The organism is Virgibacillus sp. W0430 (assembly GCF_051846935.1).
Lineage (GTDB): Bacteria > Bacillota > Bacilli > Bacillales > Amphibacillaceae > JBPYCR01.
On sequence record NZ_JBPYCS010000002.1, the window covers coordinates 49,743 to 64,339 of the forward strand.

At 39.5% G+C, this 14,597-nt stretch carries 13 protein-coding genes; all 13 read right to left on the reverse strand.

Annotation, left to right across the window (positions count from 1 at the left end):
• Positions 1 to 184: 184 nt before the first annotated feature.
• The 13 genes from rho to ACLIBH_RS01475 all read right to left on the reverse strand — a co-directional run bounded on the left by rho (position 185) and on the right by ACLIBH_RS01475 (position 14,472).
• The gene (gene rho / locus ACLIBH_RS01415; RefSeq protein WP_439314890.1) at positions 185 to 1,465 is read right to left on the reverse strand and encodes a transcription termination factor Rho; all 1,281 of its coding nucleotides are present in this window, start codon (positions 1,463 to 1,465) and stop codon (positions 185 to 187) included.
• Between the two features lie 441 nt (positions 1,466 to 1,906).
• Positions 1,907 to 2,884 (reverse strand): class II fructose-bisphosphatase, encoded by a 978-nt coding sequence (gene glpX / locus ACLIBH_RS01420; RefSeq protein WP_439314891.1) that lies wholly within the window; start codon positions 2,882 to 2,884, stop codon positions 1,907 to 1,909.
• Between the two features lie 66 nt (positions 2,885 to 2,950).
• Entirely contained in the window at positions 2,951 to 4,255 is a 1,305-nt protein-coding gene (locus ACLIBH_RS01425) for a UDP-N-acetylglucosamine 1-carboxyvinyltransferase (protein ID WP_439314892.1), read from the reverse strand.
• 149 nt (positions 4,256 to 4,404) lie between these two features.
• The gene (gene fsa / locus ACLIBH_RS01430) at positions 4,405 to 5,046 is read right to left on the reverse strand and encodes a fructose-6-phosphate aldolase (RefSeq protein ID WP_439315021.1); all 642 of its coding nucleotides are present in this window, start codon (positions 5,044 to 5,046) and stop codon (positions 4,405 to 4,407) included.
• 403 nt (positions 5,047 to 5,449) lie between these two features.
• On the reverse strand, positions 5,450 to 5,833 hold the full coding sequence (locus ACLIBH_RS01435; protein ID WP_439314893.1) for a response regulator: 384 nt from the start codon (positions 5,831 to 5,833) through the stop codon (positions 5,450 to 5,452).
• A 308-nt stretch (positions 5,834 to 6,141) separates the two neighbouring features.
• Positions 6,142 to 7,734, reverse strand: coding sequence for a CTP synthase (locus ACLIBH_RS01440; RefSeq protein WP_439314894.1), 1,593 nt, complete (start codon positions 7,732 to 7,734; stop codon positions 6,142 to 6,144).
• Between the two features lie 418 nt (positions 7,735 to 8,152).
• On the reverse strand, positions 8,153 to 8,587 hold the full coding sequence (gene rpoE, locus ACLIBH_RS01445) for a DNA-directed RNA polymerase subunit delta (RefSeq protein ID WP_439314895.1): 435 nt from the start codon (positions 8,585 to 8,587) through the stop codon (positions 8,153 to 8,155).
• A 228-nt stretch (positions 8,588 to 8,815) separates the two neighbouring features.
• Positions 8,816 to 9,466: a TetR/AcrR family transcriptional regulator gene (locus ACLIBH_RS01450; protein ID WP_439315022.1), complete on the reverse strand. Its 651-nt coding sequence runs from the start codon at positions 9,464 to 9,466 to the stop codon at positions 8,816 to 8,818.
• The gene (locus ACLIBH_RS01455) at positions 9,453 to 9,587 is read right to left on the reverse strand and encodes a hypothetical protein (RefSeq protein WP_439314896.1); all 135 of its coding nucleotides are present in this window, start codon (positions 9,585 to 9,587) and stop codon (positions 9,453 to 9,455) included. Before ACLIBH_RS01455 ends, ACLIBH_RS01450 begins: the two co-directional genes overlap by 14 nt.
• A 42-nt stretch (positions 9,588 to 9,629) precedes the next feature.
• Positions 9,630 to 10,775, reverse strand: coding sequence for an acyl-CoA dehydrogenase (locus ACLIBH_RS01460; RefSeq protein WP_439314897.1), 1,146 nt, complete (start codon positions 10,773 to 10,775; stop codon positions 9,630 to 9,632).
• Positions 10,776 to 10,842: 67 nt separating this feature from the next.
• The gene (locus tag ACLIBH_RS01465; protein WP_439314898.1) at positions 10,843 to 11,976 is read right to left on the reverse strand and encodes an acyl-CoA dehydrogenase; all 1,134 of its coding nucleotides are present in this window, start codon (positions 11,974 to 11,976) and stop codon (positions 10,843 to 10,845) included.
• A 148-nt stretch (positions 11,977 to 12,124) separates the two neighbouring features.
• The gene (locus ACLIBH_RS01470; protein ID WP_439314899.1) at positions 12,125 to 12,988 is read right to left on the reverse strand and encodes a 3-hydroxybutyryl-CoA dehydrogenase; all 864 of its coding nucleotides are present in this window, start codon (positions 12,986 to 12,988) and stop codon (positions 12,125 to 12,127) included.
• A 302-nt stretch (positions 12,989 to 13,290) separates the two neighbouring features.
• Positions 13,291 to 14,472: an acetyl-CoA C-acetyltransferase gene (locus ACLIBH_RS01475; protein WP_439314900.1), complete on the reverse strand. Its 1,182-nt coding sequence runs from the start codon at positions 14,470 to 14,472 to the stop codon at positions 13,291 to 13,293.
• Positions 14,473 to 14,597: the final 125 nt, after the last annotated feature.

The following is a 14,597-nucleotide window of genomic DNA, read 5'->3' on the forward strand; positions in this document are numbered from 1 at the left end:
ATAACAGTGTATTTCATTGATTGCAATAGAGATGTTCTCCCCAATCAAACTTTTTAAAGGTGTTTTTTCACACCCATTTATACAACATTTCATTGTCTCTTACTCCAAAACAATTCAATGCTTTTATAACCTTTCCCGTAGCCTCGCTTCCTTACTTCTTCGGATTTGAAAAAGGCACTACTGTTTATCGCTTTGTCCCGCGGCGTTTCATTTCATCGTCCATTTGCTGAAAAAATTCTGCATTATTTTTCGTCGTACGTAAGCGTCTAAGGAAGCGTTCCGTGAAATCATGCGAATCTTGCATCGTTTTTCGAATCGCCCACATCTTATCGAGGTGATCCTTCGGTACGAGCAATTCTTCCTTTCGTGTTCCAGAACGTAAAATATCAATGGCTGGGAATATTCTGCGCTCGGCTAAACTACGATCGAGATGCAACTCCATATTACCAGTCCCTTTAAATTCTTCATAAATGACATCGTCCATTCGAGAGCCTGTATCAACAAGAGCAGTTGCTAAAATGGTAAAGCTGCCGCCTTCCTCAATATTTCGTGCGGCACCAAAAAATCGCTTTGGACGATGAAAGGCTGCCGGATCAATCCCTCCAGATAGTGTACGTCCACTTGGTGGGATGACAAGGTTATATGCACGTGCAAGTCGTGTAATACTATCCATAAGCACGATAACGTCATGCTTATGCTCAACGAGCCGCATTGCCCTTTCCAGCACAAGCTCAGAAACTTTAATATGACTCTCAGGCACTTCATCAAATGTCGAGCTTACAACATCGACATTCGGATGTACGGATCGCTCAATATCTGTTACTTCTTCGGGGCGTTCATCTACTAATAAAATAATTAGCTTAGCCTCTGGGTGATTTTCCGATATGCTGTTAGCAATTTCTTTAATAAGCATTGTTTTTCCAGCCTTAGGAGGGGCAACAATAAGTCCACGCTGCCCGTAGCCTACAGGTGTCATTAAATCCATAATTCGTGTCGATAGCTTTTTATGCTCGAGTTCCAAGCCCATAAATCGATCCGGGTAAAGCGCAGTCAATGCTGGAAAATGTACCCGTTCTTTTGCAGTTTCGGGATCCTCATCATTTACGGCATCAACGTGTAGTAATCCATAGTACCGCTCGTTTTCTTTTGGAGGACGAACTTTCCCAGAAACTTTATCCCCATTACGCAAATCGAACCTACGAATTTGTGAAGCGGATATATATATATCCTCTGCACTTGGAGAATAGTTAATTGGCCGCAAAAATCCAAAGCCTTCAGATGGAATAATTTCTAAAACACCATCCATAAACAAATAGCCATCTTTTTCTGCTTGTGCTTTTAAAATAGCAAATATTAATTCGCGCTTTGTTAGTTTTGCATAATACGATACTTTATATTCACGTGCAAGCGTGTATATTTCTTTTAGCGTTAATGTTTCTAAATGAGAAATTGTTAATGAAGCCACTCAATCACCACGTCCATTCATTTTTTCGATTCATAAAATTTTTCTAGCAATCATTATTTTCTTATCATGTGTAATCCAAAGATGCAGTCGCAAATTAATAGATTTTTACGCTTACTTTATAAAGACTGTATAATTGGTAAACAAATGAAAATTCAGGCAAGCGTTTTTATCGTTAGAAGTTAAGCATTATAGCTGAAGGTTTGTCGGAAGCTAGATTTGAAGTTTTTAATTAAATATATTTTAGCCAACAACGGTTCCAATTAAACATCTATCATTTTACTTGTATAATTACATATATTCAACATATTTACTGCTTCAGTGTAAAAAAGAAAATACGTCATCTATACAGAGGGGGGCAGGCGGTTACATTTGCTTAATGTGTTTTAATTAAGAGAGAGCCATATTCGAAATGGCTCTTCTTTTTAAATAAACGTCCATGTATTACTTTCTAGGTGGATCCATTACAAGATTTGGCTTCTTGTTTAAGCTGTGTTCCCCGTCAATAAAGCGGATTGTTCCACTGCGTGCACGCATAACGATGGTTTGCGTTGTCGCTGTTGACCCTTTAAATTGAACACCTTTTAGCAATTCTCCGTCTGTAACACCTGTTGCGGCAAATATCGCATCGTCACCAGCACAGAAGTCATCCATATAAAATACTTTGTCCATATTAGTAATTCCCATTTTTTTACAACGTTCAATTTCCGCCTCATTGGATGGGGCTAGCTTTCCTTGAATCTCTCCGCCAAGACATTTTAAAGCAACCGCCGCAAGCACCCCTTCTGGAGCACCACCAATTCCGAATAGCACATCCACGCCTGTCTCATCAAATGCTGTGTTCATCGCACCTGCTACATCACCGTCAGGAATCAACTTAATTCTTGCTCCTGCTTCACGAATTTCTTCAATCAATTCTTTATGACGTGGACGATCCAATACAACAGCAACGACATCTGCAATTTCTTTATTCTTTGCTGCTGCAACTGCCTTTAAATTGTCATAGGTCGAAGCATTTATATCCACTTTTCCAACCGCTTCAGGACCAACAGCAATTTTTTTCATGTACATATCTGGCGCATGCAATAAGTTATTTCCATCTGCTATCGCAATGACTGCTAATGCATTCCACGTTCCTTGTGCTACAATGTCCGTACCTTCTAAAGGGTCAACCGCTACATCGACAACCGGTCCTGAGCCTGTACCTAGCTTCTCACCAATATAGAGCATAGGCGCTTCGTCCATTTCGCCCTCGCCGATTACTACTGTTCCTTGCATCGGGATCGTATCAAACACGGTACGCATCGCGGATGTCGCAGCATCGTCTGCTTCTTCTTTTTTTCCTCGCCCCATCCATCGTGCGGAGGATAATGCTGCCGCTTCTGTTACGCGTACCAATTCCATCGTTAAGCTTCTTTCCATTCTATGTCCACTCCCCTTAGAAAATACGTTCGTTTCTTGTTGTCTTTGCCGCTTTATTCGTTACTGTTACGCATTTTGAATTTGCTCAATTTCCTGCTCTGTCATTTCTTCTCGCCATACATTTGCACCGAGCTGAACTAATTTTTCGGTAATTTTCTCATAACCGCGTTCAATATGTTCTACGCCAGTAATTTCCGTAATCCCTTCAGCCATTAGGCCAGCAATAATAAGTGCTGCACCAGCACGTAAATCGGAAGCTTTAACACGTGCACCCTCGAGTTTGATCGGACCGGTAATTATTGCCGATCCGCCTTGCACTTTAATTTTTGCTCCCATACGTCTCAGTTCATCAATATGCTTTAAGCGAGCGGAATAAATCGTGTCTGTTATTACACCTGTGCCTTCCGCCTTTGTTAATAATGTCGTAAAAGGCTGCTGTAAGTCGGTCGGAAATCCTGGATATACGAGCGTTTTAATATCGACACACTTTAATTGCTTTTTTGATACAATATGCAATTGTTCGTCGCTTACGTCAATGGTGACACCCATTTCACGCAGTTTAGCGAGTAAAGACTCTAAATGCTGTGGGATTACGTTGTCAATAATTACTTCATTTCCTTGAGCGGCTGCAGCGATCGCATACGTACCCGCTTCGATGCGGTCTGGTATAATTGTATGCCTGCATCCATGCAAAGCGGATACACCTTCAATACGGATAACGTCTGTGCCGACTCCTTTTATTTTCGCCCCCATATTCGTAAGCAATGTTGCTACATCAATGATTTCTGGCTCTTTGGCAGCATTTTCAATGATCGTTTTACCTTTCGCCTTTACAGCAGCGAGCATAATATTAATCGTCGCCCCTACACTGACGACATCGAGATAAATGCGTGCACCGCGAAGCTCTTTTGCTCGTAAATAAATGGCGCCTTGCTCATTCGTAACCTCTGCACCAAGCGCTTCAAACCCTTTAATATGCTGGTCAATTGGACGTGGCCCTAAATAACATCCACCGGGTAGTCCGATGACAGCTTGGTTAAACTTTCCTAACATTGCGCCCATGAAGTAATAAGATGCCCGAAGCTTTTTCACTCTCCCATTCGGAAGTGGCATCGAAACCATGGAAGCAGGATCAATAGTCATCGTATTTCCAAATGGAGGCTCTTCTTCTCCCCAAGAAACCTTTGCGCCAATTTCTTCGAGAAGACCGCCGAGTGTATCCACATCGGATATGTTTGGCAAGCCTTCAATTGTTACGGAAGAGTCAGCTAAGATAGCTGCGGGTATAAGAGCTACAGCACTATTTTTTGCGCCATTGATACGTACTTTACCATTTAAAGTACGGCCACCTTCCACCAGTATCTTTTGCATGTAATAACCTCGCTTTGTACATGTATCAAAAAAGTTAAAAACCTATGTTTTGAAAGCATGTATATGAAATAGTTTGCACAAACGTTCTATAAATTAAAAACTAAAGCTCTGCGATGCTTAGTTTATGCCGTTTTTCCAATTTCATACAATTATTGTTGTTTGTTCCAATCGGCAAGAAACTTTTCTATTCCTTGATCGGTTAATGGGTGTTTCACTAATTGGGAAAGTACACTATACGGAATTGTGGCAATGTGTGCCCCGTTTAATGCGGCATCAATTACATGTAATGGGTGTCTAATCGAAGCTGCTATAATTTCCGATTTAATCCCATGTTTGTTAAAAATGTCTGCAATCGTCGCTACTAATTCCATGCCATCCTGACCGATATCATCGAGACGACCTAAAAATGGTGACACATATGTCGCACCTGCGCGAGCAGCAAGCAAAGCTTGGTTCGCATTAAAAATTAACGTTACATTTGTTTTAATATTTAGATCGCTAAACGCTTTAACAGCTTTTAAGCCTTCTAATGTCATTGGAACTTTGACAGTAATGTTCGGAGCAATGGCTGCCAATTCTTTTCCTTCCTCAATCATGCCCTCTGCATCTTCAGCGATTACTTCTGCACTTACAGACTCCTTTACTTCAGCTGTAATTTCTTTTAGTCGTTCGTAGAAGTCTACACCTTCTTTGGCGATTAAACTTGGGTTAGTCGTCACTCCGCCGAGGATACCTAATGCATTCGCCGAGCGAATCTCTTCAATATTAGCTGTATCAATAAAAAATTTCATCTGATTATTCATTCCCCTTTATATTAATTATTTTAACTCCAAATTTCATTATACTAAAAACAGCTTGTTCCAGTGCGGAATAAGCCCTCACTGGAAACAATATTTTACGTTCTATTTGTTCTTTGTCAATGCAACGGTGTTTGAATGGTACAATTGATCTTCCCTATACTGCATTCTAGCACAAAATTATAAATTATAATTACGGATAGATAACATATACGCTTGCGCTTAAAATCCAGCCGTTACGATCGATAACGAAGGGCGCTCGTATTTTGACTCTAATGAACAACGATGCCTTTCATCACTATGTAGTATGAATCTATACTATAAGAATACCAACTAGATTCTGCATACGCAACAATATACATTGTATGTATCAAAAAATAGTACGAGTTCGAGATATTTAGACAGCGTTAGCGTTTTTTCGTAGGATATTACTTACAGTTTTGCAAATATCTTGTATGTTAAATGGTTTCGCAACGATTGCTTTTACTAATTGTGATTCTTTCGTATTTTTATCTACATTTTCAATTAAACCACTCATTAATATAACCGGTATCCCTATGTTCATTGCTTCCAATTGAACAATAACTTGTTTCCCGTCAATAATAGGAAGCTTGTAGTCAAGGATAATTAAATTATACGCATTCTGTTCTACCTTAACGATTGCCTCTTTTCCTGTCCGCGCTAAATCGATTGTATATCCTTCATTTTCTAAAATATCAGACAAAAGTAGCCGGATTCCTGGCTGATCATCGACAACTAGTAGCTTGCTTTTCATATTCATTTCTACCACCCCTATTAGTAGGAAATACCCAAATTTAAATGACCTTAAACATCGATGTTTTGAAAATTGGCAAAAAGAGATATATGAAAAACGTCTATTCAAGAATTTGTTTACTCTTAGCAAAAATGCTATACGAAAATTTGTTTCAGAAATAGCTGTAAAAAAGTTCATCTATTATGTTAAAGATACTACAATAGACATGCTTATGTCAAAAAACCTAAACAGAGGATGGTGCTCTCTGTTTAGGTAATATATGTTATGATGCTTATAAATTAGTACTACTTATAATAGGCTTTTATTATAGTCTTTTATTTGTCTTTTTGAGCAGTTGCTCCAATAAATCCTTCAAACAAAGGATGAGGTCGTGTAGGTCTCGATTTGAATTCCGGATGGTATTGACAGGCCACAAACCAAGGATGGTCGCTTAGCTCGAGCGCCTTAACAGAATTTCCATCTAGACTCTGGGCAGAGAAAACGAGACCTTTCTCTTCTAACGCTTTTTTATACTCCATATTAAATTCATAGCGATGACGATGGCGTTCTTCTATTGTGTTTGCATCGTTATAAGCATTTTTAATTTTAGTATTATCTATCAGCTTACAAGGGTAAGACCCTAGCCTTAAATCTGGCAAATCTTTTACTGCACCATTATTAGCTATAATTGGATGTGGCGTTTCTGGGTTAATTTCAAACGTATGCGCATTATTTAATCCAACAACGTTACGTGCAAATTCAACTGCCGCTAGCTGCATACCTAAACAAATACCTAAAAACGGGACTTTGTTCTCTCTAGCATACCGAATTGCCTCGATTTTCCCATCAATCCCACGTTTCCCAAAGCCACCTGGAACGATAATACCATCTACATCTGCTAATTCTTTTTCAAGCGTTTCAGGTACTAATGCTTCAGAATTGATCCACTTTATACGCACATCGGTATCATACGTAAAGCCAGCGTGCTTCAACGATTCAACAACGGATAAATAAGCATCCGGTAGTTCAACATATTTTCCAACAAGACCAATTTGTGTTACTTGCTTTAATTCTTTTACTTTCTTGACCAATGCTTTCCATTCTACCATATCTGCTTCATTACACGATAAATGAAGGTGATCACAAACGAGTTGATCGAAGTTTTGCTCCTGCATTGCAAGCGGAACATGATACAGTGTATCTACATCACGCATTTCAATGACTGCTTTTTTATTAATATCACAGAACAAAGATATTTTTTCTTTCATATCCTCGCTAATTGCATGTTCGGTACGTAATACAATTGCATCTGGTTGAATACCGAGAGAACGCAATTCTTTTACACTATGCTGTGTTGGTTTTGTTTTAATTTCGCCAGCAGCCTGAATATAAGGTACAAGTGTACAATGTATATACATTACATGATCTCTACCTACATCGCTTTTAATTTGACGGATAGTTTCTAAAAATGGCAGTGATTCAATATCTCCAACCGTTCCACCAATTTCAGTAATTACAACATCGGCATTTGTTGCTTCACCTGCACGATACACTTGGTCTTTAATTTCATTTGTAATATGCGGAATTACTTGAACCGTAGCACCTTTGTAAGCTCCGCCTCTCTCCTTTTTCAAAACGCTTGAGTAAACTTTACCGGTCGTAATATTACTATACTTATTTAAGTTAATATCTATAAAGCGCTCATAGTGTCCCAAATCTAAGTCTGTTTCTGCGCCATCCTCCGTTACAAATACTTCCCCATGCTGATAAGGACTCATAGATCCAGGGTCAACATTAATATAAGGGTCGAACTTTTGCAACGTTACCTTTAAGCCTCGATTTTTTAATAAACGACCTAACGAAGCAGCGGTTATTCCTTTTCCTAGCGACGACACAACTCCACCTGTTACAAAAATATATTTGGTCACTTTTTTATCCCTCTCTTTTCATTATTTCAATATTATAGGCATTTTTAATATACCCTTTAGTATATACAGGAGAATCTAATAAAAACAAATTTATCCTTACAAAAATATTAAACCACTTTTCCCCTATCCTTCTAATCCTCGCACGTATAGATGTGCTACATCTAAAAGCTATCACAAACTATTAACTGAAGCGAGTGAGAGGAATATCGTGACTTTTTTGTCTTTATTCGGACTTATTTATGCGTGTAAAAAAATGAATAGCGCTCCCCTATTACAGGGGAACGCTATGACGATTCATCTTTTTTATAGAGCCCAATAAGTATATTACGGCTACAAATGAAAAAAGTCAAGTTATACTTTCCGCGTGATTTAGCCTACACATATTTGAGATATGCTAGTATAACTCACTGGCTGCGGATTATGCTTCTTCCTCATCTTCCATATACTCATCGTTATATCCTTCATCAAATGGTTCTTCATCAATTTCAAAATCATCGTCGTCAAGCTCAAAGTCGATATCCTCTAATTCAAAGTCATCGTCTTTTACTTCGGCCCTTTTCTTTGCTTTTGGCTCGGCAACAGCTATTTCTCCTACTTGATTAATTGGGTACCATCTTTTAAGCCCCCATACATTTGAACCTAACGTTATAAAGCGCCCATCTACATTTAAATCTGTATAGAAACGTGCGATATTATCGCTTTTTGCTGACTCTGTAAATGCTTTTAAGTCGGATATTTTAGAGAATAAATCATTAAAATTCATTGCTTCCTTCGCATCCATTAATATTAAATTAGCCAGCTCAATCATGGACATTTCTTTTACATCCGCGTGGCTATAATTATCTAAGCTCACGGTCAAGCACTCCCTTTTCTCGTATTATTAAATTTTCATATGTTGCATAATTTTTTGTAGTATAAACCATCCCATACATTATAAGCAAATATCACCTTAATATGCTATAAGAAAATCGAAAAAAAGTCGATTAAAACCTACTATATTTTAAAAATCGAGAAAGAACGTGGGTTTGACCAAATTCGAGCTGCGAAAGTAAGTCGGTGCCTCATCAATAAAAACCTTCGTTTAGTTCAACTCAGAATTATTAGTTATAGATTTTTCGGTATCCTCTGCCAATGTTTGCATGAAAAATGCCGTCTGCTTTGCTATATATTGGTCGATCGTAAACTGGTGCTGCAGTGCCCATCTTCTAAAAGCCCACATTTGCCCTTGAACGAATATATTGTTTGCCAAAAGCTCAGCATCTGCTGCTCGTACTTCATGGGGCACACATGTTACAATTACCCATTTCAACATACTGACCATATCGCGCTCTTTATCTAATATATATTTTTGATCTTCTTCTTTTAGAGATTTAACTTCCTGATACATAATAATTACTTCATCTTGGATTTCATCCATTAATTTAAAATAAAGCTCAATGACTGTAGCAAGACTTTTTAAAGAGGGCTTTTTAAAATCAATTGTCTTTTCCATTCGCTCGGTAACTTGATCGTAAATAGAATCGCATACTAAAAATAAAATATCTTCCTTTGAACGAATATATTCATATAACGTACCAATACTAAATCCTGCTTCTTTAGCAATTTCTCGTGTCGTCGTTCGATGAAAACCCTTTTGTTTAAAAAGTGTAATTGCTCCCTTTATCATTTGGTTTCTGCGCTTTTCTACAAGCTCTTTATTTCTTATATTGGACATAATTTTATTTTGATCCATTTTCATTCCAGCTCCCTTCTTTATTAAAAAACGTTCCTGTACGGTTTAAAGCTTGGAGCATTCGTGCAAACTGTTCGTTTCTATATGAAGCATCCTCATGTGCTGTTCTGCTAATATGCATGGTGTTTTCTTTCTCCTTTATTATATAAACTAATCTTTGCTTTTAGCGTTCTTTCGTCAGCATTCGACCGATGACGAGTCTTTGAATTTCATTTGTTCCTTCATAGATTTGTGTAATTTTCGCATCACGCATATATCGTTCTACTGGATAATCCTTTGTATATCCATAGCCGCCAAATACTTGGACCGCTTCGACAGTAATTCGCATGGCTGCATCTCCTGCAAACAGCTTTGCCATCGAAGACGCTTTCCCATAGCTTCTATTTGTTGACTCTAGCCAGGCTGCCTTATATGTTAATAAGCGAGAGGCCTCTATTTCTGTTGCCATATCTGCTAATTTAAAAGCAATGGCTTGATTTTCAATAATTGGTTTGCCAAATTGCTCGCGGGTTTTTGCATAGTCGATTGCTGCATCTAAGGCTCCTTGCGCAATTCCTACTGCTTGTGCCGCTATTCCTGTTCTTCCTCCATCTAACGTTCTCATTGCAATCTCAAAACCTTGCCCTTCCTCACCTAAGCGATTTTCTTTCGGGATTCGACATTGTTCAAGTTGTAATTCCGTCGTTGGCGAGGAGCGGATGCCTAATTTTTTTTCCTGCTTGCCAACTGTAAAGCCTTCTGTCTCTTTTTCAACAATAAAAGCAGAAATACCTTTATGTCCAGCATCTGGATTTGTTTTTGCAAATACGATATATAAATCTGCAACGCCACCGTTTGTAATCCACGTTTTATTCCCATTTAAAATATAATCGTCGTCTACTTTTGTTGCTGTCATGCACATCGAAGCTACATCGCTTCCTGCACCTGATTCCGATAGCGCATATGCGCCTAATGCTTCTCCAGATGCTAACCGTGTTAAAAACTTCCTTTTCTGCTCTTCTGTCCCATATTTGTAAATTGGCCAGCTAGCAAGCGAGGTATGTGCGGATAATGTAACGCCCGTAGATGCACATACGCGAGATAGCTCTTCTACTGCAATTACGTAGTTTAAATAATCCGATGCAATTCCATCATACTCCTCAGGCCAAGGTATTCCAGTTAAGCCAAGTGCAGCTAGTTGATCAAAAATCCCTCTATCAAAACGTTCTTCTTCATCGCGAGCTGCTGCGGTAGGCTCGACTTCTTTTGTCGAAAAGTCACGTACCATTTTTCGAAGCATCTTATGCTCCTCGGTTAATTGGAAATCCATGGACACCTCTTCCTTTCTATATGAAAAGCGTTATGATTAACATTACGTAGTATAAAAGGTCATTTTTTTATAAATGCTTAGCGATAACGATATGTTGTATTTCATTTGTCCCTTCATAGATTTCAGTAACTTTTGCATCTCTAAAATAACGTTCTACCGGATAATCCTCTGTATATCCGTACCCTCCAAAAATTTGTACTGCTTCAATTGCCGTTTCCATTGCTGCCTTTGAGGCGTACAGCTTTGCCATCGACACTTCCTTTCTACACGGTATTCCTCGCTCAATTAGAGCTGCCGCTCGATAAGTCAGTAGCTTTGCTGCCTCTACTTTTGTAGCCATGTTTGCTAACTTGAAGGATATTGCTTGCTGTTTAGCTATTGCAACTCCGAATTGCTCACGTTCCATTGCGTACGTTCGTGCATGTGCGAGTGCTCCTTCAGCGATCCCTACCGCTTGAGCTGCGATGCCGATCCGACCGACATTTAAATTAGCCATTGCGACTTGGAAGCCTTCTCCTTCTGTACCTAACAGCTGACTTTTGGACACATAACACGAATCAAATGAAATTTCTACTGTACTTGAGCCGTGAAGACCCATCTTCTTTTCTTCTTTACCGACTGATAATCCGGGAATCGTTTTTTCAACAATGAATGCACTAATGCCTTTCGCACCTACTTCATCCCCTGTGCGGGCAAAAACGATGAAGGTATCTGCTTCTTTCCCATTTGTAATAAATGCCTTCGAACCATTCAAGATGTAGCCGTTGCCTTTCTTTGCTGCCCGCATCTTCAAGCTTGCTGCATCGGAACCGGCACCAGGCTCTGTTAACGCGAATGCACCTAAATATTGACCAGAAGCTAATTTTGGCAAGTAATACTTCTTTTGTTCTTCATTTCCATACAGAAGAATCGGATTCGTTCCAACCGACGTATGCACGGATAAAATGACACCTACTGCTGCACTTACTTTTGAAAGCTCATGAATTGCTATAATATACGATGTGTAATCCATCCCACTTCCTCCGAATTCTTCAGGGATTGGAATACCCATCAATCCAAGCGTGCCCATCTGACTTATAAGCTCCTTTGGAAAGCGTTGTTCACGCTCCATCCGCTTAACTTCTTTCGCGACCTCCTTTTTAGCAAAGGCTTGAACTGTGTCTTGCATCAATCGTTGTTCAGTCGTAAATAACAGATCCATGCGGATGCCCTCTTTTCATTAATTGATACGTACTCGATATCATGACAAAAGAATAGGTTGGATGCTACCTTTTCTAAGTTATAGGTTCAAACAATAAAATCGATCGCTACTAATGTTAGCTGCTTGCTCATACGAGCGCATTCATATGTTATCTTATTTCGTTATAGTCGTAAAAGCCTCGGCCAGATTTTTTCCCTAGCCAGCCAGCCTTTACATACTGCCTAAGTAGTGGGCAAGGACGGTATTTGCTATCACCAAATCCGTCATATAAAACTTCCATAATGTATAGACACGTATCCAGTCCGATAAAATCGGCAAGCGTTAGAGGCCCCATCGGATGATTCGCACCTAGCTTCATCACTGTATCTATATCTTCAACTGTTGCGACGCCTTCATAAACAGTGTAAATCGCCTCGTTTATCATAGGCATTAATATTCGATTAGCGACAAAACCTGGGTAGTCCTTCGATTCAACAGCTGTTTTATTTATTTTCTTTGTAATAGCTTCAATCGCTTGATGTGTCGTATCACTTGTCTGCAAGCCACGAATAATTTCTACAAGCTTCATAACTGGTACAGGATTCATAAAATGCATCCCAATAAATTGTTCTGGATGCTTTGTGACGGCCGCTATTTCTGTTATCGATAACGACGATGTGTTTGTAGCTAATATTGCATGGCTCGGTGCATAGGTAGAAAGCTCTTTAAAAATAGCCTTTTTCACTTCCAAATTTTCAACAGCCGCTTCAACTGCTAAATCACAAGAGGCGACATCCTTTATCGTATTCGTAATCGTCACGTTGTTGATCGTTGCTTGCTTATCTTGCTCTGAAATACGTTCTTTCTCGACGGATCTATCGAGAATGCGTTCCATCGAATGCAATGCTTTTGTTAATGCTTCTTCGTTTTGATCATACAAGAGGACACGAATATCTGATTGAGCAAATACTTGAGCAATCCCTGTCCCCATCTGCCCAGCACCTACGACAAATACATTTTTTATAACTGTCATAAAACCCCTCCTAATTTTTTGCGAGTATGCGAATTATAAATAAATGATTAATAAATAAAAAATTTCGGATTTTTGTATGGAAAATTAGGGAGTTTCTCCAACACGAGCGGAAATGGTAGAAAGCTTCCCATTATCCATTATTTCTCGAATACCCAAAACGAGCATCTTTCTACATCTGACTCTTAAAACAATTGAACGTTCAGTCAATTTTATATGCTAGAAACCATGGTCTAAATTGAGCGACCATCATTCTACTATTGTTACATTAGTTAGATGACTGGACGGTTAGAAGTGTTGCTTTATTAATGAACTTCAATCATTATTGCATCGCCTTGGCCACCACCGCTGCATATTGCAGCAACTCCTATTCCGCCGCCTCGACGTTTTAATTCGTGGATAAGTGTTAAAATGATGCGAGAGCCACTTGCCCCAATCGGATGTCCAAGTGCAACCGCCCCACCATTCACGTTTATTTTCCCCGGATCAATTCCAGCAATTTCTTTACTAACGAGAGAAACCGCAGCAAATGCTTCATTAATTTCATATAAATCAATTTCTTCCTTCGTTTTAGCTGTACGATCCAACAATTTATTAATAACGAGACCAGGAGTTTGTGGAAAGTCTTCGCCTTCAACAGCTACTTCTGCATGCCCAATAATTGTAGCCAATGGCTGTTTATTCAGTTCGCGAGCTTTCTCATCAGACATAACGACAAATGCACAGGCACCATCATTTACTCCCGGAGCATTTCCAGCAGTAATTGTACCTGCTGCACCAAATGCCGGTCGCAGCTTTGCTAGCTTTTCCATACTCGTATCTTTTCGGGGTGCCTCATCTGTATCTACCACGATCGCCGCCCCTTTCCGTTGTGGTACTTCTACTGCAACGATTTCTTCAGCAAATTTGCCACTTTCAATCGCACTTACTGCTCGTTGGTGGCTGCGATATGACCATTCGTCTTGTGCTTTTCTAGTTAAATTGTATTCCTCTGCCGTACTATTTCCATATGTCCCCATATGAACGCCTGTAAATGAACATGTTAACCCATCATGAATCATTAAGTCCTTCACCGTTTTATCGCCCATGCGATTGCCCCAGCGTGCGTCTGGCAAGAAATAAGGGGCATTGCTCATGCTTTCCATCCCACCTGCAATAATAGTATCTTCGTCTCCTAGTCGGATAAGCTGATCAGCTAAAGTAACACTGCGCAAGCCCGAAGCACACACTTTGTTTATTGTTTCTGTTTTTACATTCCATGAAATCCCTGCTTCTCGTGCAGCCTGTCGAGATGGTATCTGCCCTTGACCGCCTTGCAATACCGTACCCATAATAACTTCATCAATTTGACGATCATCGAGCTCAGCCCGATCAAGCGCCCCCCGAATAGCAATTCCACCTAATTGCGATGCAGTTAAATCTTTTAACGCTCCACCGAATCTCCCAAACGGCGTTCGGGCTCCCGAAACAATTACAGCTTTTCTCATCCTAACATCCTCCTACTAGTTTAATCTTTAAAACTATTTATAATGTACTCGATCGAACTGATTGATCATTCGTTCGATAATCATTAGATGAAACGGAGGCAATTGCCTCCAATCTTAATAGCGAT

Coding starts and splice junctions, on each gene's coding strand:
- glpX (WP_439314891.1), bottom strand. CDS start 2,884: ATGGAAAGAAGCTTAACGATGGAATTGGTACGCGTAACAGAAGCGGCA.
- ACLIBH_RS01460 (WP_439314897.1), bottom strand. CDS start 10,775: ATGGATTTCCAATTAACCGAGGAGCATAAGATGCTTCGAAAAATGGTA.
- ACLIBH_RS01465 (WP_439314898.1), bottom strand. CDS start 11,976: ATGGATCTGTTATTTACGACTGAACAACGATTGATGCAAGACACAGTT.
- ACLIBH_RS01455 (WP_439314896.1), bottom strand. CDS start 9,587: ATGCATATTAGCAGAACAGCACATGAGGATGCTTCATATAGAAACGAA.
- ACLIBH_RS01470 (WP_439314899.1), bottom strand. CDS start 12,988: ATGACAGTTATAAAAAATGTATTTGTCGTAGGTGCTGGGCAGATGGGG.
- fsa (WP_439315021.1), bottom strand. CDS start 5,046: ATGAAATTTTTTATTGATACAGCTAATATTGAAGAGATTCGCTCGGCG.
- ACLIBH_RS01425 (WP_439314892.1), bottom strand. CDS start 4,255: ATGCAAAAGATACTGGTGGAAGGTGGCCGTACTTTAAATGGTAAAGTA.
- ACLIBH_RS01435 (WP_439314893.1), bottom strand. CDS start 5,833: ATGAATATGAAAAGCAAGCTACTAGTTGTCGATGATCAGCCAGGAATC.
- ACLIBH_RS01475 (WP_439314900.1), bottom strand. CDS start 14,472: ATGAGAAAAGCTGTAATTGTTTCGGGAGCCCGAACGCCGTTTGGGAGA.
- ACLIBH_RS01450 (WP_439315022.1), bottom strand. CDS start 9,466: ATGGATCAAAATAAAATTATGTCCAATATAAGAAATAAAGAGCTTGTA.